Origin of the sequence: Microcoleus harperi Pol14_C6 (genome assembly GCF_036701295.1) — a bacterium.
GTDB lineage: Bacteria > Cyanobacteriota > Cyanobacteriia > Cyanobacteriales > Microcoleaceae > Microcoleus.
In genome coordinates, this window is record NZ_JAUBQN010000020.1 from 69,564 (window position 1) to 90,918 (window position 21,355).

Consider the following 21,355-nt stretch of genomic DNA (forward strand, 5'->3'; position numbering starts at 1 on the left):
CAACTGTCAACAGTCAACAATCAGCGTAGAATCGTCTTTCTTACCATCATCGTACCCATGTTTTTGAACTATACAATTACAGCTTTAAGTTCTGGGATGGCATCCCTAGTTGCTCCCATACCTTTGTTAGCAACAGTGGATGCAGAAAATTCGCCGATCGTCCTCAGCGGAGTTTTGCTCAGTTTAGTAGTGATTTATCTCGCCAGCAAAATCGGCGCGGAAGTGGCTAGAAACTTCGATTTTCCGCCGGTTTTGGGTGAACTTGTAGCAGGGGTAATTGTTGGCGTATCTGCTTTACACCTAATCGTTTTTCCCGAAGCAGGGCTGTCAGCCTCAGACTCAGGGATTATGACAGTTCTGCAATCGATTAATCATCTGTCTCCTGCCGCCCTCACCAGTGTCTTTGAATCGCAGAGTGAAGTCATTTCAGTGCTGGCTGAATTAGGCGTGATTGTTCTGCTGTTTGAAATTGGTTTGGAGTCGGATCTCAGACAACTAAAAGAAGTGGGGGTTCAAGCCGTTGTTGTCGCTTGTGCCGGCGTGGCAGTTCCCTTTGCCGCTGGTACTGCGGGCTTGATGATAATTTTCCACACGGCGGCAATTCCAGCAATTTTTGCGGGGGCTGCTTTGACGGCAACCAGCATCGGAATTACATCTAAAGTGTTGTCTGAACTAGGACGGCTGAAATCTAAAGAAGGTCAAATCATTGTCGGTGCGGCGGTGATTGATGATGTGTTGGGAATTATTGTCCTGGCTGTTGTCGCCAGTTTAGCGAAAACTGGTGAGATTGATGTTGTTAATGTCATCTATTTGATTGTCAGTGCAACTGCGTTTCTGTTGGGTTCTATTCTGTTGGGCGGCATCTTCAACAAAACTTTCACTGCTGTGGTGGAGAAACTCAAAACTCGTGGCAATATAGTCATCCCGGCATTTATCTTTGCTTTCTTCATGGCTTTTCTGGGCAACGCAATTCATCTCGAAGCGATTTTGGGTGCGTTTGCGGCTGGTTTGGTGTTGGATGAAAGCGATGCCCGCAACGAGTTAGATGAACTGGTGAAGCCGATCGCGGATTTCCTGGTTCCCATCTTTTTTGTAAGCGTGGGAGCTCGGGCGGATTTGGGGGTTTTGAACCCAACAGTGCCGGATAATCGGGCTGGTCTTTTGATTGCTGCTTTCTTGATTGTGGTTGCGATTTTGGGCAAGCTGGTGACTGGTTGGGTGGTGTTTGGTCAGCCTGGAATCAATCGATTGGCGATCGGAGTGGGGATGATTCCTCGGGGCGAAGTCGGGTTAGTGTTTGCCGGCATCGGTTCCGCGAGTGGGGTTCTGGATAAACCGTTAGAAGTCTCGATTATTATCATGGTGATTCTGACGACTTTTTTGGCTCCGCCTTTTCTGCGGATTGCCTTTGGGGATACGGTAGAGCCTCCTGCGAGCGGGGAACTTTCTAGCGAGAAAATCGTTTAATTAGCGGATGATATTAAGTCTGTTTTGAGGTGGTTGGGGGCGATCGGCTGGTCTTGCACTTTCCGGCGATCGTCTCCATTGCTACTCATATCAATTCCCGTTGCACCGGAATGATATAACATCCCTCTCAAAACCCACAATGCCGTTCATCAAACCCTCACGAAACCTGTTCGATAAACTATCCCAGCGCGATTTTTAGCTAGCTTCATAGGTGTCTATCATCAGAAACGCTAAGCTGTCGCGCATTTAAATTGTATATTCAGGGCGGGCGGGACGCCCACCCCACAAGACTTTGATTTTTTTTGAGATACAATTTAAAGGCCCAACAGCTTATAGAGGAATGTGATAGCAGTTATTTACCCACGAGTGCTACAGCACCGCTTTGCAAAACAGGAATTTCAATTCGGAACTCTGTTCCTTGATGGAGTTGAGAGAAGCACTCGATGGAGCCACCGTGCTTATCAACTACAATTTGATAGCTGATTGATAGCCCTAATCCAGTTCCTTTACCAGTTGGTTTTGTGGTGAAGAAGGGATTGAACACCTTTTGTCTAACAGTTTCCGTCATCCCCGATCCATTGTCTTGAAATTGAATCACCACGTTTTTAGAATAACCGGGCCCAGTTTCGTTTGTGACTAGCTTAGTCCGAATAGTGATGCGACTGGGATTTTTTTGGATGTCTTTTGGAGAACGCTGATTGTCGTAGTTTTCTAAAGCATCGATCGCATTTGCCAGAATATTCATAAAGACTTGGTTCAACTGTCCGGCATAGCACTCTACCAGCGGTAAGTCGCCGTACTCTTTAACAATTTCAATAGCAGGATGATCGGGTTTTGCCTTCAGTCGATTTTGCAAAATCATCAATGTGCTGTCAATTCCCTCGTGGATATCAACTGGCTTCTTTTCTGCCTCATCCAGCCGCGAGAAGTTTCGTAGCGACAGGACAATTTGACGAATGCGATCGGCTCCTACCTTCATTGAAGTCAGCATTTTGGGCAAATCTTCACTAATGTAGTCCAGATCGAACTCTTCAATTTTTTCCTCAATTTGGGCATTAGTTGGATAGGTTTGCTGGTAAAGCTGAATCAACTTTAGTAAATTTTGCGTGTAGTCGGCAGTATGGCTCAGGTTGCCATAGATAAAGTTGACTGGATTATTAATTTCGTGAGCAACACCAGCAACCAGTTGCCCCAAACCTGACATTTTCTCTGCCTGAATAAGCTGTGCCTGAGTTTGCTGTAAGGTTTTGAGTGCAACCTCAGCTTCCTCTTTTGCTTGCCTTAACGCAGCTTCGGCTTGCGTGCGCTCAGTAATATCCAGTGCCAAAGATGCAACTCCAGCAATCTTTCCAGCATCCCCTACTAAAGGCGTATTGAACCATTCGCAAATAATGGTTTTGCCGTCTCTGGTAATATTTTCGTTGACACTGTAAATTCCTCCAACCTGACTCAACAACTCGTTCATAACTCGATCGACTACCTCTCGGGCAGACGCAGGCACAATTAATTCTGCGGCATGGTGTCCGATCGCCTCTGTAGGCGTGTAACCAAAAATCTGCTCTGCCGCTGGATTCCAAGCAGTGACTTTAAAGTTTAAATCCCATTCCACAACTGCCAGTGCACTTTGGCGGAATAGAAAAGATAGCCGCTGCTCCGACGCTTTGAGTTCCTCTTCTGCCTGTTTCCGTTGAGTAATGTCAATCCCTGTTTTGATGATGTACTCAATTTCACCTCGCTCATCCAGTAAAGCAGTATCTGACCAGGCAATAAGTTTGAGTTGTTGATCTTTGCTCACCCAACTGCCTTCATACTGCTGGGGAAAATTACCAGATTGTAAAGACTCAAAAGCAGTTTTGGCTTGTCTAGCTAAGTCTGAGTTCGGGAACAAGTCCCAAATGTAGCGCCCTTTCACTTCACTAAACGAGTAATGAGTGATTTGTTCGCAAGCTCGGTTAAAGCGAACGATTTGTCCCTGGGGGTCGAGCACAACTACCAGGGCACCTGCAATTTCAAGAATGGCTGAAACGAAATTGCGTTCCACTTCAACTGCTGTAATCAGTTCCTCTAACTGGGTTGCCATATTGTTAAATGCGATCGCCAATGTCCCCAGTTCATTTTGGCTGTCGATGTTGACCCGTGTCTCTAATTGCCCCCCACTGAGTTCAGTAGCTGCCGTGGTTAAGCGCTGTAGCGGCACCACAATTTGCCGAATAAATAGAAAGCCAATGCCAACAGCAACGATCGTCACCACCGCCAATGAGCCTCCCATAACTGAGAGCATTTGGTAAACGGGAGCATAGGCTTCAGCCGTTGGCAGTTCTACAACCACATTCCAATTCACGCTCCGAACTAAGGCACTGGCTCCCAATACTTCTACCTGCTTTAGACCCGGATAAACGTTAAGGCGCTTAGTATCTTCGGATGCTTTCAAGAATTGAAAGAAAGGGCGCTTAGAAATATCTTGAAGTTGAAATGTTTGTGGCTTACTACCCTTTTGAGCAATGACAAAATTACGCTCATCGACTACATAGACATAACCCGTCTTGCCAACCTCCGTTTGGGAAACAACAAACCAGAGAAAGTTGAGATTTAGCTGCGCTAATAGCACCCCATCCACCTCATCTCGCTCATTCCGAATCGGAACCGCCAGAATGGTTTTTGGTTCGTGGGTTTGAGGATTAATTTCTACAGGACTGACATAATCTTCCTGTTGTTTAAAGGCACGAATAAACAGTGGCAAATTGGCTGGATTTTCTAACTTGAGCGGTTGGTAGGGTGAAACTGACGCGACAACTTGTCCCTTCCGGTTCAAAATGGCAACGGCTTCATAAGCATCATTATGACGAGTCAACCCTTCCAACAGGCTCTGCTGCGCCTGAGGTTGAAAGTTTGTGAGTCCTTTGACCCTAGCTAAATAGCTCAGTTTTCGTTTCAAGTCATCTAGATAATTATCAATCTGCCCTGCTGCTGTCTGGCTACGCTCTTCTTGGAGCGATCGCGATTGCTGGATCTGCGCCTGAAAGCTGAGGTAGATCAGCAAGCCACCTGTGGGCAGTAAGCTCAGAAGAACCAAAAATATCAAACCATAGCGGAGCTGATGTGCAATAGAAAAGAAGCGTTGCCAGAGATGTGAAGGGGAGCTTTTGGCAATCGGAAGAGCGCGATCGTTGCGTTGATTTTTCATCGGACTTAGGATCAATATTGGTAAATCAATTAATCGGCGCACTAAGGAGAAACATCGATTTTGCCAGTCGTCACAGCTTCTCGGATGGTGTTGAAAGTGTCCTCTTCCTGAGACGTGAGACTACCACGGAAAGGAGCAAAGTCGTAGATTTTCTCCTTGAGTCCAAACTTGTAAAGTTTTCCTTCCCAGCGACCTTGCTGGGTTAACACTGCCACATTGAGCACCAGATTGGGAATGTCCTGCAGAACGCTAGTTAGGACTTTGCCGGGAGCCTGTTCGTACTGATCCTTGGCCCAACCAATCACAAGGACTCCTGGCTTTTGCGTAACGGCTTTTAGCGCGGCTAATCCTGCCTCATCCGCGTTGATTGTCAAAACATCTACTCCAGAGGCAACCATATCCGTTGCGACTTTAATGGCTTTGTCCGTATCAATCCAACTGTTGAGAAAAGCAGTCGAAACTTGAACAGAGGGATTCGTTGCCTTCACTCCCCGCCTAAACAGGGCTTCTTCTTCTTTGTAAACCGGATAAGGTTGACCCACAATATAGCCAACTTTATTGCTTTTGGTCTTCATGGCAGCCAAAGCACCTGTAAGGTATCCCACCTCACCCGATCGAAAAGCAACAGCCCCCAAATTTGTGTTATTCCCTGGATACGTGGTAAACAGGGCAAATTTCGTTTGCGGAAATTCTTTAGCGACCTTTTCGGCCGCTTTGATATAGCCACCACTGGCTGCAATTACCAGGTCATAGCCTGACTGGGCATATTTGCGAAGGGCAGCTTCACTATCTTCACCGTCAATGCCTGTAAAGTCTACCTGAGCATTAAATTTATCTTTGATTAGGTTTAACCCTTCAAAGCAGGCTTGAGCCCAACTGTTGTTGTCTTTGGAACCTGTGACGACCAACGCCACCCTAAAGCTGCTAGAGGTACTTGCTTCAGGGGAAGAGTTTACGTTCGGAGTCGATCGACTGCAACTGATCGCAAAAATTAGAGCTAGAGCCGCCAGAGTCATTTGTTTCAAGAAAGATTGAATTCGCATAATAGCTTTTCGCAGCAATATTACTTTTTCTACGCGGATAAATTTGTCGAAGGGTATCTCAACAATCTTCACCAATCTTACTCTCGCTCGCATTTAATGAGTCTGATCGAAAGCATCCAGGATACAAGCCCCCGGATTCATCCGTGGAGAAATAAAAAACCTGTATCCGATGAAACTTGCCCCCCCAATTTATCCATGGGGTCAAGGCTTCAATCTCAAATCTCAAATCTCAAATCGATTGACAGATTCAGCGTCACACTCATTTAAGCTCAAAAACAAGTAAGGACACGGCAGTGCCGTGTCCTTACAAATCTAACCTGCAATTAACCCAATTTGTTTGCTACTACTTAACAAACAGCATTTCTTGATAAGTAGGTAGTGGCCACAAATCATCAGCCACTTCACCTTCCAGAGCATCCGCATACTTGCGAACCTCATCCATCAAAGGACGAATTGTTTGCGAAGCATACTGCATATGTTCTTCTGTCGAATCAAAATCGTGCTTGCTCAAAGCAGAACTCAATTTGGTCGCAGTATCCATCATTGACTTAACCAGCACCGCTACTTTTTCGGCAGTTTCCTTTTCCAGTTCAATCCCAATTTCTTTCAACTTAGAAACCGTGCCGGAAATTTCAGCTAAATACCTCACCGCTGCGGGGTAAATAATGGTTTTTGCCATGCTTATTACCAGTTTTGCTTCGACTTCAATTGCCAGCAAATACTGCTCAGCATAAACATCGTAACGGCTTTCCAATTCAACGGGAGTCAGAACACCTGTCTTTTCAAACAAGTCTTCAATGTATCCTTCTTTCAAAACGGGCAAAGCATCTGCCGTAGTCCGCAAGTTAGCTAAACCCCGTTCCTCAACAGCCATTTTGTGCCATTCTTCCGAATAGCCGTTGCCGCCAAATACAACCGCACCGTGCTCGTCCATCACTTCTTTAAGAAGTGTTTGGATGGCAGCATTCAGTTCAGTTCCGTTAGCCAAATCGCTTTCTAATTTGTTAGCAATCCAGTCCAAAGAATCTGCAAGAATTGTATTCATCGCCACCAGCGGCCCGGAAACAGACTGACCGGAACCTACTGCACGGAATTCAAATCGGTTGCCAGTAAAGGCAAAGGGCGAAGTCCGGTTTCTGTCCCCAGCATCCTTCATGAAAGTAGGCAGTGTTTCTACACCTAAGTTCATAATTCCCCGACCTTTAGAGTCCTTAACTTCTCCCCGGCTAATTTGCCCGAAGATATCTTCTAATTGCGAACCCAAATAGACAGAGATAATTGCTGGTGGAGCCTCATTTGCACCCAATCGGTGGTCGTTGCTGGCAGTAGCAACTACGGCGCGCAACAGCGGGCCGTATTTGTGAACTCCGCGAATCACAGCGCCGCAGAAAACTAGAAATTGTATGTTCGAGTGCGGTGTATCGCCGGGGTCTAATAAGTTCCCTTGGGTGGCATTGCCGACCGACCAGTTGACGTGTTTGCCGGAACCGTTAATGCCGGCGAAAGGCTTCTCGTGCAGCAAGCACATAAAACCGTGTTTCTTCGCAGTGTTGCGGAGAATTGTCATGGTTAATTGTTGGTGGTCGCTGGCGACGTTTGCAGCTTCAAAAACTGGTGCAATTTCAAACTGACCGGGAGCTACTTCGTTGTGGCGGGTTTTGGCAGGAATTCCCAGCCGGTACATTTTTTCTTCTACTTCCTGCATGAAGACTTGAACGCGCTCTGGAATCGCTCCAAAATAGTGGTCGTCAAATTGCTGACCTTTCGCAGGAGGTTTGCCGAAAAGGGTGCGACCTGCTAGCAGTAAATCGGGGCGGCTGGTGGTGAAATTGGCATCTACCAGGAAGTATTCTTGTTCGGAGCCGCAACTGGAATTGACCGGAGCAACTTCGGTATTTCCTAATAGCTTTAACACTCGGGTTGCTGCTTTGTTCATTGCGGCAATGGAACGTAAAAGCGGCGTTTTCTTGTCTAAGGCTTCACCTGTCCAGGAGATGAAAACAGTGGGAATGCACAATGTCATGCCGTTGTCTGTTTCCATGACATAAGCAGGGCTGGTGACATCCCAGGCTGTGTATCCGCGAGCTGCGGCGGTGGAACGGATGCCGCCGTTGGGGAATGAGGAGCCATCGGGCTCCCCTTGTACGAGAACTTTGCCTGCAAATTCTGAAATGACGGACCCGTCGCCTTGCACTGAGATGAAACCGTCGTGCTTTTCGGCGGTGCTGTTGGTTAGCGGGTAAAATACGTGGGCGTAGTACAGGGCTCCTTTGGAAATAGCCCAGTCTTTCATTGCGGCTGCAACTACATCAGCGACGGAATCATCTAGTTTTTGGCCGGTTTGAATGGTGTTTTTTACTGATTTGAAAATACTTTTGGGCAGACTTTCTTGCATCTTGCTCAGACTAAAAACGTCTGTTGCCCACATATCTTCTAACCGCTTGGGAGGCCGACAAGGCATCAGTTTGCGGTTGACGATTTGAGAAATTGCTTGAACGCGCGATTCGTTTCCACTCATGGTTATTTTTATTGGGGTTGCAGGACGAGTAGTTGTGAAAAAATAGATGTTAGCAAAAGTTTAACGATTGACAAATATGTTGGATTTACCCAACGTTTTTAGTCAAAGCTAACTTTGGGCAGAATGCCTTTTTTGGCAGGCTCTAAAAGATTGGATGAGCGAGGCCCTATCACTTCGCCCATCGGGCGTGACAATCCAGTGTGAGATGCGGTTGGATTTCGGTTATTAGCAGCAATAAAATAGATGACAAGAGCCTGTACTAATTTGAGTCAACATGATAGATGTCTGCGCTGCACAGATTTAGTAACTAATCTTCACCCTGGTCAGCTCAAAAATTTTGTGCGAATCATTTCCGATGAATTCAGGTCAAAACTACTTATGGTTTTTAACGGTTCGACGATCGATAAATCGCAGTCCAGCAAACAACGCACTCGTTTAGGGGTTTTGGAGAATTATGGAGAGTACACAATCTACACTTGGAGAGTTTAAACAATCATTAACCAAATAAATGTATTCTAGGCTACAGAAGTTTAGTTTTTTTTCCGAAGGGTCGATCGCACCGATCGCACAACCGCAGGATTTCAGTGTATCAGGACGCGGGGCGCTGAAACAGAGGGCGATCGTACATTTACAGGACTTACCCAGCCACACTATATATAGTGTGCCAAGAAACGGCTCTCGCTTTGACGTTGCTGAATTCGGGTATGAATTTTGTAGGAGCAATCCCCCCGTGGTGGTCGCACCACTGACGGGGTAAGCTTTGATTCAGCCACACCACAAAACTTTCTCGGCGCCGTAATGGGGATTTCTATGAATTTAAAATTAAGAGATTTAGAGGAATTTATCAGACAGTTTGAGACGACGTTTATTGATAGTAAATGAGTAAATTTTAAACTTTTATTTAACTCGTTGGTAATCCGAAGACTTCAGAGCATGAGCCAAAAAGCGTTCTGTGTAGTACAAAGCAAGTTGATTGCTCGGTCCATTAAAAACTGCATCAAAGGCGTGTTCAGCCCAAGGAATTTCGAGCAAAATAGCTCGATCGCCCGTGGCTCGCAATCGTTCGTAGAGCGATCGACCAAACTTAGCCTGAACTATATGGTCGCGACCTGCATAAACCAGTAGAGAAAGGGGAAGATTGGGTTTAATATAATTTATGGGAGAAGCCCGCCGGTAAAGCTCATTGAGTTCGTCTGGGGTTCCTCCCAAAAAGGCACGCAAGACGGCTCGAACATTTATGGCATCAGGAAAAGGTGGGTCATTGTATCCCCGGATCAGGTCATTTGGCCCGTAATAGTTCACCACTGCTCGAACTGGAAGCACACTAGAATTATAAGCAGTTAGCATTGCTAAATGGGCACCAGCAGACCTTCCCATCAGAGCAATTCGATCGAGATCGATTTCCCAATCAGCAGCATGAGTTTTGATATAGGAAAGAGCGGCTTGTACGTCCTCAAGCTGAGCAGGAAATCGATACTTGGGAGCGTGGCGGTAATCAATTGCAACCACACAATAGCCTTGGGCGGCCATGTAGCGGCTGAATTCCTCATTGGCATCGGGATTGCCTCTTTGCCAAGCTCCCCCGTAGAGGGTGATAATCGCCGGATATTTGCCAATTTGCATCGGCCGATAAAGGTTTAGTTGCAGTGAAACTCCGTCAGGGTTGGCAAATCCAATAGCCCGATCGATCCTAACGTCTCTAATCGGAATTCCTCGGAACGCATCTGCGAGGATAAACGGTTGAGGGCGTAGCTGGGCGCGATCGGCTTGAGGAATGGCTGCTAAATAGTTTTCCCCTAGAACTGCTTGCATTTGGGTAGCTACCGCTGCATTGGCTGCGGGGAACTGAATCAGGGGTAGGAGGCCCAGGATGAGGGCGAACAGGTTACAAATTAACAAAATAATGTAGACTTTGCCTTGATGCCGTCTGAGGAGGTTCAGCAGAAGAGCGATCGTATTGATACCGACCAACCAAGGACTGATTTCTGGTGCTCCCACCGCCAAAGGGTACAGGAACATCGTGGGTGCTGGTACGATGACCCAGAAACTGAGAAATAGTGCGATCGCACTCAAGAACCAAGGGATAAATCGCGAGACTAAGAACGCGGCTAATAAGGCTAACTTTTTGCGGTTCTTCTTGTGGATCATCGGATTGTCTCAGCCTAATTTTTTCTCAGCTTAAACTAATATGGCAGTTCCTAGATTGATAAGAAAACCGCAGATTAAGGCAGATTAACACAGATTAACGCAGATAATTTCAATATCTGCCGGAGAATGGCAATCACTTGTAGAACAAAGCACTGCTTTGAGCAGCGTCCGAAAATTTGATGAAAAAGACTTTTGCAAGAGGTCTAGTAATCACCTCATTGTGCGAGCAACAATTCTTGCGAATGGATTTTACCTCGCTGATAATTAACTCTGCGTCACAAGCATTTTACGAGGTTAATAAAAATATTTTTAGCTGTTAAACTCTACAAAAAAAACATTTTATAGAATTAAAACTTCTATTTTTTAACTGCACGAGATGCAACCATATTCCAATTTACCTGAGAAATACCGTACATAATAAAATTATCCAAAAGTCCGTAAGCATCCCCGCAATTGTAGCTTTTAGCCTCAACACATTTCTTGTCCGCCCTTTGATTCACAGCCACAAAAACATCAACTCCATCCGGCAACACACGCGCATACATCTTCAAATTAGCAAAATCATCAAGGATGCGACCTCGATCGTCCAGCGGGGGCAATTTCCACTCTTTCGGATTATTATTTCCCCCTAGCTGGATTGCCCAAGCATGAGTGCCGTCAAGCGCTCCGTTGTGGGCAGTATATCGATTCCAAACCTGGTTTCGCTTTTCTCCGATGCGCGGGTTATTCTCATAACCGCCCACCCAATGTTCTGACATGAATTTGAGAAAAACTTCAGCTTCCGCAGCCAGCGAACCAGTACCAGGACTCAAATCAGTGTTTCTGCTGCTAAACGGAACTTGGCTTAAATTCCAAGACCAATTTATTCTACCCGGCTTCGGGTTTAGCCAAGTAGCAAAATCGCAGAAGCTACCCTTCCAGATGCAGTGCGGTCGCTTCAAATCCCATCCTTGACCATAGTAATTTTTCCCGTTCCAATGCCGTTTTTTAGGTTCGCGCTCGCCAATATTTTCTACTTCTTGGCTCATGAAAATTCCCCGGTCAGCCGCAGTAGAAATTCCTAATTCGGTTTTGAAGAAAACCTCTAAAGCAGAACCTTGATGAGTTGCTGGTTTACCCATTTTAGCAGCATAGCTGCCGGAAGCTACAAGCTGCTGCAAAATAATCGTAGGAAATGCGGGACTGGTATTGGAATAATGATATTGACCGAGAGGATACTGAAGGCATCGCCCAGCCAAAACCATCATAGATTCTTCTAAGGTAGGACTCGGCAAAAAATAGCCGGCGCTAGGAGAAATGCCGAGTTGATTTTTAGCTGAAATGACAGATTTACTACCCCACTCATTGACAAGTAGCTGTTCTTGTGATTGGAAATCTGCTGGGGTTTTCAGATTGCGAAGCACTGGCAAATTTGCAATCATATCTTGACCGTATCTGGGCGCGCTCCGCTGAAGTCCCGATCGGTGCGACAAAAAATGTCCGAGGGTGACGTTTTGCCACTGTTTGTCGGCAAATCCTGAGTTAAGATTGGCGCAACTACTATCTTTAACTGCAACGGGAAATTTTACTTTCCCCGAAAATACGGCGTGCAATTTTTCAGGGATAATCGCTACTGGATATTGCTTGTTCAAACCTGGAATTAGCGGCGGATAATGCTGGGGGTCGAACAATTTCATCCCTTCAATTTGGTCGTCAGTCAGTTCTAAACCGGCCCGATCGCGCGCCGTCTGTTTAAGCACCCAGCGCACCATTGCAAAGGTAACAGGCTTGCTGATACTGCCCATGCGCATGGGGGTATCTGCCGCGACAGGGGGAGCCAGAGTCGCCTGCATATCGTCGCCACAAGCCGGATTCCAGTTATTAGTAGGTCTGCCTTTCATGCGGCCTAAACCCCACACACCGACCGGTTTACCTTTAACAGAAACACCGAGTACGGCCGCACCGACGCAGCGGTGGCGCATGAATTCTGTCAACGATTGCAAAATCGGCTGGAGTTGCGCGTCACCGCTACCGCTAATGGGGATGTTTTCTTGCGCTAAAGCTGTGTTGTTGTTGTACTCGGAAAGCTTTCCCAACCCTCCTAAGAGGATAGCTGAAATCAAAGTCAAACTTGTGTAAAAAAGTCTGTTGATTTTTTGGCGACAATTCGCACTTCTCATGATAAAGAACTCCAGATTTAAAAAAGTAGGGCGGTGCTATGCTACCCGCCCTTTGACATTGATAATTAAGGCTATTGAGGGATAGGAGGCGCCGATAAGAATACTTGATTTGGGTTGACATTAGTTAAGTTTGTGCTTTGTACAACGCCAATCAAATTATCCTGGTAGAAGATACCAGTATCTTGAACATTGTTGCCGTTCCAATCGCCGATTTTAAGGGAATAGCCGTCCGCTAAATTACCTTTAATTTGGATTTTATCTTGACCTAATGTAAAATCCGTAATTGTAGCATGGCCAGTTCCCAGGTAGTAAACGTTATTAACGTTGCCAAGTACAAATGTGTCTGCTCCCGCGCCGCCGGCGAGAGAATCGGATTCGCTACCTGCGCCGATACCGTTACCAGCACCAGAAAAATTAGCACCGTCAAGGTAATCGCTGCCGTCGCCGCCGATGAGATAATCTTTGCCGCTTCCTCCGAATAGATAATCGTTGTGAAGCCCTCCCGATAGGGTATCTTTACCGCTGCCTCCGTATAGGAAATCTTCGCCAGCTTCGCCGTATAATTTATCGTTGCCGGCGTCGCCATTTAAATTGTCGCTGCCGAAGCCGCCGTAGAGGAGGTCATCTCCGCCGCGGCCGAACAATTTATCGTTGCCTTGATAGCCGTAGATTGTATCATTTGCAATCTGAATTTGACCTTGACCGTCGATCGTCCAATCGTCTCCAACTAAGGACTGGTGGAATTGACCGTTGCCGTTGACAGTGTTGTTGTCGTCGAATTGAGTACCGTTGATAACTGATGACATTTCTGTTGCTCCTTCTTGTTGTGGACTTGGTGCAATAGCAATTGCGACCAAAGCAATTTGTTCTATGTAAACCAGTTTGTTCTCAAATCGAGTGAGCGACAATGGGAATAAAATCAGGTAATTTAAAAGCCAAAAAAATGGTGTTTGGTAATGATATATCCGAAAAAATCAGGTACTCAAAATATTCAAGTTGGAAAAAGTCAGGTTGGCGATCGTAATTTTTAGGTCACTCCTGGACGCACTCTCACCAAAGAAACCGGGTTTTTTACCGAATCTGCGGGTCACAACCTGCGTATTTTCGTAAAAAAACCCGGTTTCTCAACCGCCAAGCGCAACTACAAACCAATTTTAATATCCTAGTTGTGTCAGTCCTGATACGTTATTGAGAGTAGCTAAAATTTGACCGGTTGCTGTCAAGCGGATTAAGGTGTCGCTGTTGGCTTGAGTAATTGACAGTTGAGAGAAAGTCAAACCTCTAGTAAGGGCGATCGCATCTTTTCCGGGTTCAAAATCTCGAATGATATCCATCCCTGAATCGGCCCCAAGCAGAAAAAGATCGTTCCCACTTCCTCCAATTAAAAAATCATCTCCCAAATCGCCGCTTAAAAAGTCGTCTCCCGCTCCCCCAAATATGGTATCATTGTCTTTTCCTCCCCAAATCGTATCATTTCCTTCACAGCCATCAAGTAAATCGTTATTTTCATCACCCAGCAAGTAATCGTTGCCACCGCCACCACAGGCAGTATCGTCACCTACATTTCCCAACAGAGTATCGTTTCCTTCACCGCCTAAAATTAAATCTCTATCCTTACCTCCCAATAAGAAATCGTTTCCTTTGCCCCCATCCAAGAAATCGGAGTCTTCGTTGCCGTGAATAAAGTCGTTATCTTCTCCGCCATTTAGCGAATCTTCTCCTCGATTGCCACATAATGTATCTCTTCCTTCATTACCAAGAATAATGTCTTGATTGTTGCCACCCAAAAGCAAGTCATCTTCCGTTCCACCAGAGATAAAGTCGTTGCCTTCGTTACCGTTTAAAAAGTCATTTCCTTCGCCGCCAAACAGGTTATCGTTACCTTCTTTTGCCTGGAAATAGTCCTCGCTGCTGCTGCCGTCGAATGTCTCATTGCTAGCAGTACCTGTGAGGGGTAGATCGATCGTACTATTCACAACTACCTTTTCTACAGGATGGGGTTGGTTGAGATTTGGGAGGGATAGAGAGTTACAAGGGCAATCTTCTGTCGGAATTTCTGTCGGTGTCGGAGTTGGCGTTGGTGTCGGAATTTCTGTCGGAATTTCTGTCGGAGTTGGTGTTGGTGTCGGAATCGGTGTCGGAATCGGTGTCGGAGTTGGCGTTGGCGTTTCTGTCGGAATCGGTGTCGGAGTTGGCGTTGGCGTTTCTGTCGGAATCGGTGTCGGAGTTGGCGTTGGGGTTGGTGTTGGCGTTTCTGTCGGAATTTCTGCCGGAGTTGGCGTTGGTGTCGCTGTTGGAATTGGTGTCGGAGTTGGCGTTGGCGTTGGTGTTTCTGTCGGAATTGGTGTCGGATTTGGTGTTGGTGTCGGAATTTCTGTCGGAATTGGTGTCGGATTTGGTGTTGGTGTTGGCGTTTCTGTCGGAATCGGTGTCGGATTTGGTGTTGGCGTTTCTGGCGGAATTGGTGTCGGATTTGGCGTTGGTGTCGGTGTTGGAATTGGTGTCGGAGTTGGCGTTGGCGTTGGTGTTTCTGTCGGAATTGGTGTCGGATTTGGTGTTGGCGTTTCTGTCGGAATTTCTGTCGGAGTTGGCGTTGGTGTTGGTGTTTCTGTCGGAGTTGGTGTCGGTGTAGGCGTTTCTGTCGGAGTTGGTGTTGGTGTTGGTGTCGGAGTTGGAGTGGGATTAGAGTCATCACTATCATCATTGACAATGATGCCCGTACTTTGGTTGGCGGCGGGATCGATGGTGGCGTTGGTGGCGTTGTTGAGGGTAACGCTGAAAGTTTCATTCGCCTCGAATTTGTTGTCGCCGTTAACAATTACAGCGATCGTTTTTGTTAGCGATTCTCCCGAATTAAAGATGAGATTACCGTCATTATCTTCGTAGTCGAGATCGCCCGTAGTAGCAGTACCGTCATCTGTCTTGTAGTTAACAGTAATGGGCAAACCAGAAGCATTGGAGAGGCTAACGGTGTAGTTGTAGGCAGTTGTGCCTGTATTGCCTTCAGCTTGGTTAATCGTGGCGGGGGCGATGCTGACAGTTGGAGGGTTATCGTTATCTGCAATTGTCAAAACTGCATTGTTGTATCGATCGCCAACTGTAGCATTTCCCGTTGGATTAGTTAGAGATAAATTAACCGTTTCGTCAGCTTCGTCGATCGCGTCATCGGCGATCGGAATAGTAACAATTTTTGGTGTCGTATCGCCGGCGGCAAAGTTAATTGCGATCGGCGTATTGGTGTAGTCAGCAGCAACAGCAGTACCATCAGTCAGCGTCAGCGTTGCCCCAACTGCACCTTTATTACCACCGATGCGATTGACGGTAATTGCAGTACCTACAACTGTGCCGTTTTCATTCACAGTGTAAGCGGGGTTGCTAAATTCCAGTAAGCCCGAGGAAGGTTGAGAAAATTCCGAAGTATCGTTAGTTGTTAAGTTAGTAGCAGTAGTGACGATCGCCCCTGTTGCAGTTAAAGGCGGCGATGTAAAATTAGCATTGCCAGCAGCATCAGTCGTGACATTAACAAAGTTGAGATAAGTTTGTCCTTCGCCGTTACCGCTGGGATCTAAGGCAATATTGTCAAAAAATTCGACGCGGAAAGTAGTATTGGGAATGCTGTTGAGAGTGCCGCTAATAGTAATGTTGCCGTTGCTAGCAGTTGCCGAGGTTAACACCGGGAAATTTTGCAAGCCGTTGCCACCTGTATCCCCGTCTCCCAAGTCGTTTGGAGTAACGCCGTCGCTAGTTAGAACATCGGCATCGTTATCGAGATCGATGCCTAAACCATTATTAGAAAAGATAGAATTGCCTAAAATTGCCAAACCGTTGCCACCAGTCACTTGAATGCCGCTGCTACCGCTAAATGCGATCGTGTTGCCTTCCCCTGCTGCGGTGCCGCCGATGCGGTTATTCACACCAGCATCTTGAGCTATGACGTTGCTGTACAAAGTATTGGGTAAAGGAGTGCTGCCGTCAGCTTGCGTGCCGAGATAGTTGCCGATAACGCGGTTGCCAGTTGTCTCGTTGCCAAGGAATAAGACGCCCATTTGATTGCCGGAAATGACATTGCGTTCTTGCGGTGTCGTGCCACCGATGATGTTACTTTCGCCAACAGCGATAACGACGCCGATCGGATTTCCCAAAGCGGCAGTACCGCTGATATTTGTGCCGATATAGTTGCCGACAACTCGGTTTGTCGCAGGTACACCGCCTGAAGGTTCGCCTAAAACTGCGGGCCCAAATGCAAAAAAAATACCCGCAGTCTGACTGCCAGAAATGATATTGCGTTCTTGAGGCGTCGTTCCGCCGATAATATTGTTAGAAGCGCTGCCAATAGAGATGCCATAGGTACTGTTTCCTAGCGCTACAGTACCAGTAACATCAGTGCCGATGAGGTTGCCGACAACTCGATTTTGATTGGCAGTTGGGCCGTTAATCGAAATTCCGCTACCGATGCCCACATTGCCAGAAATCAGGTTGTCCTGAATCAAGTTTTCAGGCGCATTGCGGATGCTGATGCCAGCGTTGTTGCCGATCGCAACAGTACCAGTAACATCAGTGCCGATACGGTTGCCGATTACTTGGTTGTTGCGCGCAGCGATGCCGGAAATCTCGATGCCAAGCCCGACACCAATAGTGTTGTTGCCAGAGATTAAGTTGTTCTCGATCCGATTATCTGGAACGCCATCAATCCAGATCCCCCTGCGGTTGCCCCGATCGACCGTACCCGCAAGATCCGTGCCGATGTGGTTGCTGACGATCTCGTTGCTGCCATTGCTTTGCAAGCGGATGGCTGCCAACTCAAATTTGTTGATGGCTAAACCTCGCACGATACTGTTTCCAGCAGTGATATCAAGTCCGACAATCGAAGTTCCGGGGCCGCTGATTTCCACCAGGGGCAAACCGTGATAGCCCGCGCCGCCTTGACTCCAACCATCGACGATCACGGGATCGGAGATCGGCGGCAGTGCGGATAGAGGCTGAATTAATTGCTGAGAACCGATCGCCCCGATATTAAACGCGATCGTGTCGCGATCGGCCGCAGTACCGACAGTACCGTTAATCTGTGCTTGTTCTGCCACTGTCAAAGCAGGAAGATTCAGAGTGCCATTCGCAATCAGAATTGCCTCTCTGAGGGTGAGGACGGCATTCCTGATATTGGAGTCATCTGTGCTATTAACGGTAATGGTAGCAGCCATAATTTTTCTCCTTATACCCTGGTGTTGGCGAGGTTGGGCTATTGTTGGTTAGGCGATCGATAATTGCGATCGGGCTCGGCAATCAACTTGCTTTTAAACCAGTTTATTTTCTAAGAACAAAAGCGACCAGGGGAGTAAAATCAGGTGTTTCAACAAGGATTGACAGTAAAAACTCAGGTTAAATGAGTTAAAATAGGGAAAAGTCAGGGTAACTTTCCAGTGCAGGAACAACTGCTCTCTTGCAAGCATCTGCATACTTACGTATATGGGTACTTACCCGTCAATCCCATGAACTCAGAATTAGAATTCTCTTGGAGCAAAACCAAAGAATCTGCCGATCGCATTTTTGCTCAAAACACCGGCAAACATCTCAGCGACCTCGAAATGAAAGTCCTTCAAGGTTCCTGGGAAGGCAAAAGTTACGATGAAATCGCCAAAACTTACGGCTACAGTGCTGAATACCTCAACAAAGATGTCGGCAATAAATTGTGGCACAAGCTTTCGGAAGCCTTAGCCGAAAAAATTACGAAGAAAAATTTTAAAGAAGCTCTGAGGAGATTTGCATCGCAAGAATCCACTCAATATACTAACACAAACCTGCTCTTACAACCACTGACTGCGGCAAATTTGCAGTTTCCCGAAGGATCGGTATCATTAGATTCTCCTTTTTATGTTGAGCGTTGCAACATTGAATCTTTGTGCGGCGAGACAGTTGTAAAACCCGGTTCGCTGATTCGGATTAAAGCACCGGAGATGATGGGCAAAACTTCACTGATGAACCGAATTTTAGCTGGCGCTGTTCGGGAAAACTATCACGCAGTTTATCTCGACTTGAGCGCCGCAGACCGAGGAATCTTAACAAACCTTGATAAGTTTCTGCGCTGGTTGTGTTTGATGGTAAGCCGACAGTTAAAGTTAGAAAACAAGTTAAACGAGTATTGGGATACAGATATTTTAGGCAGCAACGATAACTGTACGGTTTACTTTGAAGAGTATTTGCTGGCAGAAATAGAAACTCCTCTGGTGTTGGGATTGGATGAAGTCGATCGCATATTTCCCTACACCGAAGTAGTTGAAGATTTTCTGGGGATGCTGCGAAGCTGGCACGAAAAAGCCAAGATTTCGGATATCTGGAAAAAACTGCGGTTGGTAATGGCGCATTCTACCGAAGTTTATATTCCTTTGGACATGAACCAATCTCCGTTTAATGCGGGCGTGCCAGTTGAGTTGCTGGAGTTTGAGAGCCAGCAAATTCACGATTTAGCTCGGCTGCACGGCTTGGAATGGGAGCAGGGGCAGTTGGGAGAGTTAATAAGTGCGATCGGCGGACATCCTTATTTAGTAAGATTGGCAATGTATGAGATTAGTTGTGGCAAAATCTCATTAACTCAGCTATTAGAAAATGCGGCATCAGAATCGGGAATTTACAGCAGTCATTTGCGAAAGTATTTGGAAATTTTGCAACACAATACCGAATTAGCTTTGGCTTTGAAAAAAGTTGTCAATTCTGCCGAAGCAGTTGAATTAGATTCAATGCAAATTTACAAATTGCACAGCATGGGAATTGTGCGGCGGCAAAACAATTATGTCATGCCGCGTTGCAATTTGTACCGCGAATATTTCTGCCGCGTTTTAGCTTAAAAAGCGGAGATGAAAACCTGATTGGGGTTGACATTGGTAATATTTTGGTCTTGCACAACACCAATCAAATCACCCCTGTAGAAAACTCCAGTGTCTTGGGCATTGCTACCTTCCCAGTTGCCAAGTCCAAGCGAATAACCGTCTGTTAGAATGCCTTGAATTTGGATTTTATCGCTTTGAGTTAAGCTAAAGTCCGTAATTGTAGTGTAGCCATTTCCGAGGTAGTAAACGCTATTTGCGTCACCCAACGCGAACCTGTCGTTTCCAATGCCACCTGTGAGGATGTCGAATTCATTTTCGCCAAAGCCGAAACCAGTAAGTTGATCGTTACCGCTTCCGCCTAAGAGAATGTCGTTGCCCGTACCGCCAAGTAAAGCATCGTCTAAATTACCACCAATCAGCCGATCGTTACCAGGGCCGCCAACTAGATAGTCGTAGCCAACGCCGCCATATAAAGTGTCATTACCAGCCCCACCATCGAGAACGTCGTTGTTAGACCCACCATCTAGATAGTCATTTCCACCAAGACCCAACAATATATCGCTTCCTGTATCACCATAGATTGTGTCAGCTCCCAGCGTTAATACAGGGCCATTGGGGCCTTGCATCCATTCAGGATCTTTACCAACTAACTTGGGTCGGAATTGACCGTTATTGAAGGTATCGTCGTCATTGAAAGGGGTTCCATTAATAATTGCCATTTCGGTTGCTCCTTGTTCTTCAAAATTAGGGCGTAGAGATTGAGCGAAACCCACGTAGATGAATTTTGTTTGTGTAGGCAAGGGTGCAAGTTCGATGACGGGCGTCGCCACATTCGACTTGCACCCAGACGACCGGTTTCCAATCGCAGGCAACCGGGGCTTTTTCCCTTAATTTGACACGCCAAGAATGGGCGGATCGAAGCGGAGGGTGTGCAGCGCCCTACAGATAAAATTACACAAAAGAGAGGGTTAAATCCGCAGCCATTGTGTCTGAAACTACGGCAATCATGTCACCTTGATAAAATATTCTCGTGTCATCGATTGACTGATTTCCATAACCGTAGTTGCCAGACTTAAATTCGTAGTCTTGCTTTTTACCCAGCATTAAGATTGCATCCCCATCAGATTTCTTAAAGTCCAGAATAATCGCATAAGCAGTCTCGCCCTGGCCATCGAAGTAAGGAAGCTTAGGGTCTGGACCCCCGTTCATAACTAGCGAGAATGTATCGGCTCCCGAACCACCAATTAAGGTATCGATTTCATAATAATCGTGTCCGTCATCATTGGCGTGACCGATGAGAATATCATTGCCACTATTGCCTTCCAACCAGTCGGAACCGCGGCCGCCATAAAGCTGATCTTTACCACTACCGCCAAACAGGAAGTCGTCACCGTCAAGACCTTTCAGTGTATCTGCACCGCGACCACCAAAGATTGCATCACTAACCTGATTGTCATCATTCCCGATTAGGTAGTCATCTCCTGGTGTTCCCGTTATGTTGTCATTGGGTAAGCCACTGATTTTATCGATGCGGCCGAATAAGCTGTTAGTAGAGTTGCTATCTGCGGCGATTACTTCACGTATTTCTACCACTCGATTACCATCGTCTTCTGTCCGGGGAACATCGGTGAAGTCTTCAATAAAAGGGGATTTATTGGGATTCGGATCGCCATCGGGGTCTGTCCGGGGAACATCGGTCAAGTCTTCAATCAAACCGAATTTATTAGGCTTAGGATTCGGATTATCTGAATCAGGGTCTTCAGTCCGGGGAACGTCGGTCAAGTCTTCAATTAAACCGAATCTCAGGGTAGAAATGTTAGCGTCGGCTATCGTTCTAAGTTCTGTCATGGTATTAATCCTATTTATGAGTGTATTCTGAGTTTGTCAAAGCGCTAAGTGTTTGTATTTGTTTGCTGCACCTTTCGCTTTCTGTTATCAGTTTCTTCGTAAAACTCTTGAACTGCAATGGTGATAAAATCAGGTATTATAGGAACTGACAAAGAGCTTCGCACTCG

The 21,355-nt window shown here is 46.4% G+C and carries 12 protein-coding genes; 3 read left to right on the forward strand and 9 right to left on the reverse strand.

Annotation, left to right across the window (positions count from 1 at the left end; genetic code table 11):
- The first annotated feature begins 57 nt into the window (after positions 1 to 57).
- Positions 58 to 1,467 carry a cation:proton antiporter gene (locus QUA27_RS15400; protein ID WP_333068899.1) on the forward strand — a complete coding sequence of 470 codons (1,410 nt, stop codon included), beginning with the start codon at positions 58 to 60 and terminating at the stop codon, positions 1,465 to 1,467.
- A gap of 352 nt (positions 1,468 to 1,819) precedes the next feature.
- On the opposite strand, the gene QUA27_RS15405 is transcribed toward QUA27_RS15400, so the two are convergent.
- The 3 genes from QUA27_RS15405 to QUA27_RS15415 form a co-directional block, all read right to left on the reverse strand.
- On the reverse strand, positions 1,820 to 4,651 hold the full coding sequence (locus QUA27_RS15405) for a PAS domain S-box protein (protein WP_333068900.1): 2,832 nt from the start codon (positions 4,649 to 4,651) through the stop codon (positions 1,820 to 1,822).
- A gap of 41 nt (positions 4,652 to 4,692) precedes the next feature.
- Entirely contained in the window at positions 4,693 to 5,787 is a 1,095-nt protein-coding gene (locus tag QUA27_RS15410; protein WP_333068901.1) for a BMP family protein, read from the reverse strand.
- A gap of 250 nt (positions 5,788 to 6,037) precedes the next feature.
- Positions 6,038 to 8,212: a glutamine synthetase III family protein gene (locus tag QUA27_RS15415; protein ID WP_333068902.1), complete on the reverse strand. Its 2,175-nt coding sequence runs from the start codon at positions 8,210 to 8,212 to the stop codon at positions 6,038 to 6,040.
- 508 nt (positions 8,213 to 8,720) lie between these two features.
- On the opposite strand from QUA27_RS15415, the gene QUA27_RS15420 reads away from it, so the two are divergent.
- Positions 8,721 to 8,969: a hypothetical protein gene (locus QUA27_RS15420; protein WP_333068903.1), complete on the forward strand. Its 249-nt coding sequence runs from the start codon at positions 8,721 to 8,723 to the stop codon at positions 8,967 to 8,969.
- Positions 8,970 to 9,109: 140 nt separating this feature from the next.
- Here QUA27_RS15420 and QUA27_RS15425 read toward each other — a convergent pair whose 3' ends face one another.
- The 4 genes from QUA27_RS15425 to QUA27_RS15440 form a co-directional block, all read right to left on the reverse strand.
- A complete protein-coding gene (locus QUA27_RS15425) occupies positions 9,110 to 10,360 on the reverse strand; it encodes an alpha/beta hydrolase fold domain-containing protein (RefSeq protein WP_333068904.1) in 1,251 nt (416 codons plus the stop codon).
- A 356-nt stretch (positions 10,361 to 10,716) separates the two neighbouring features.
- Positions 10,717 to 12,519 carry a serine hydrolase gene (locus tag QUA27_RS15430; RefSeq protein WP_333068905.1) on the reverse strand — a complete coding sequence of 601 codons (1,803 nt, stop codon included), beginning with the start codon at positions 12,517 to 12,519 and terminating at the stop codon, positions 10,717 to 10,719.
- Positions 12,520 to 12,590: 71 nt separating this feature from the next.
- Entirely contained in the window at positions 12,591 to 13,325 is a 735-nt protein-coding gene (locus QUA27_RS15435) for a calcium-binding protein (protein WP_333068906.1), read from the reverse strand.
- A gap of 348 nt (positions 13,326 to 13,673) precedes the next feature.
- Complete coding sequence (locus QUA27_RS15440; protein ID WP_333068908.1) at positions 13,674 to 17,717, reverse strand: Calx-beta domain-containing protein; 4,044 nt, start codon at positions 17,715 to 17,717, stop codon at positions 13,674 to 13,676.
- Positions 17,718 to 18,005: 288 nt separating this feature from the next.
- Here QUA27_RS15440 and QUA27_RS15445 point away from each other — a divergent pair, with 288 nt between their 5' ends.
- Positions 18,006 to 19,358 carry an AAA-like domain-containing protein gene (locus QUA27_RS15445; protein WP_333068909.1) on the forward strand — a complete coding sequence of 451 codons (1,353 nt, stop codon included), beginning with the start codon at positions 18,006 to 18,008 and terminating at the stop codon, positions 19,356 to 19,358.
- Here QUA27_RS15445 and QUA27_RS15450 read toward each other — a convergent pair.
- A complete protein-coding gene (locus tag QUA27_RS15450) occupies positions 19,355 to 20,212 on the reverse strand; it encodes a calcium-binding protein (RefSeq protein WP_333068910.1) in 858 nt (285 codons plus the stop codon). The two genes, QUA27_RS15445 and QUA27_RS15450, sit on opposite strands and share 4 nt — an antisense overlap.
- Before the next feature lie 79 nt (positions 20,213 to 20,291).
- Positions 20,292 to 21,188, reverse strand: coding sequence for a calcium-binding protein (locus QUA27_RS15455; RefSeq protein WP_333068912.1), 897 nt, complete (start codon positions 21,186 to 21,188; stop codon positions 20,292 to 20,294).
- Between the last annotated feature and the right edge of the window lie 167 nt (positions 21,189 to 21,355).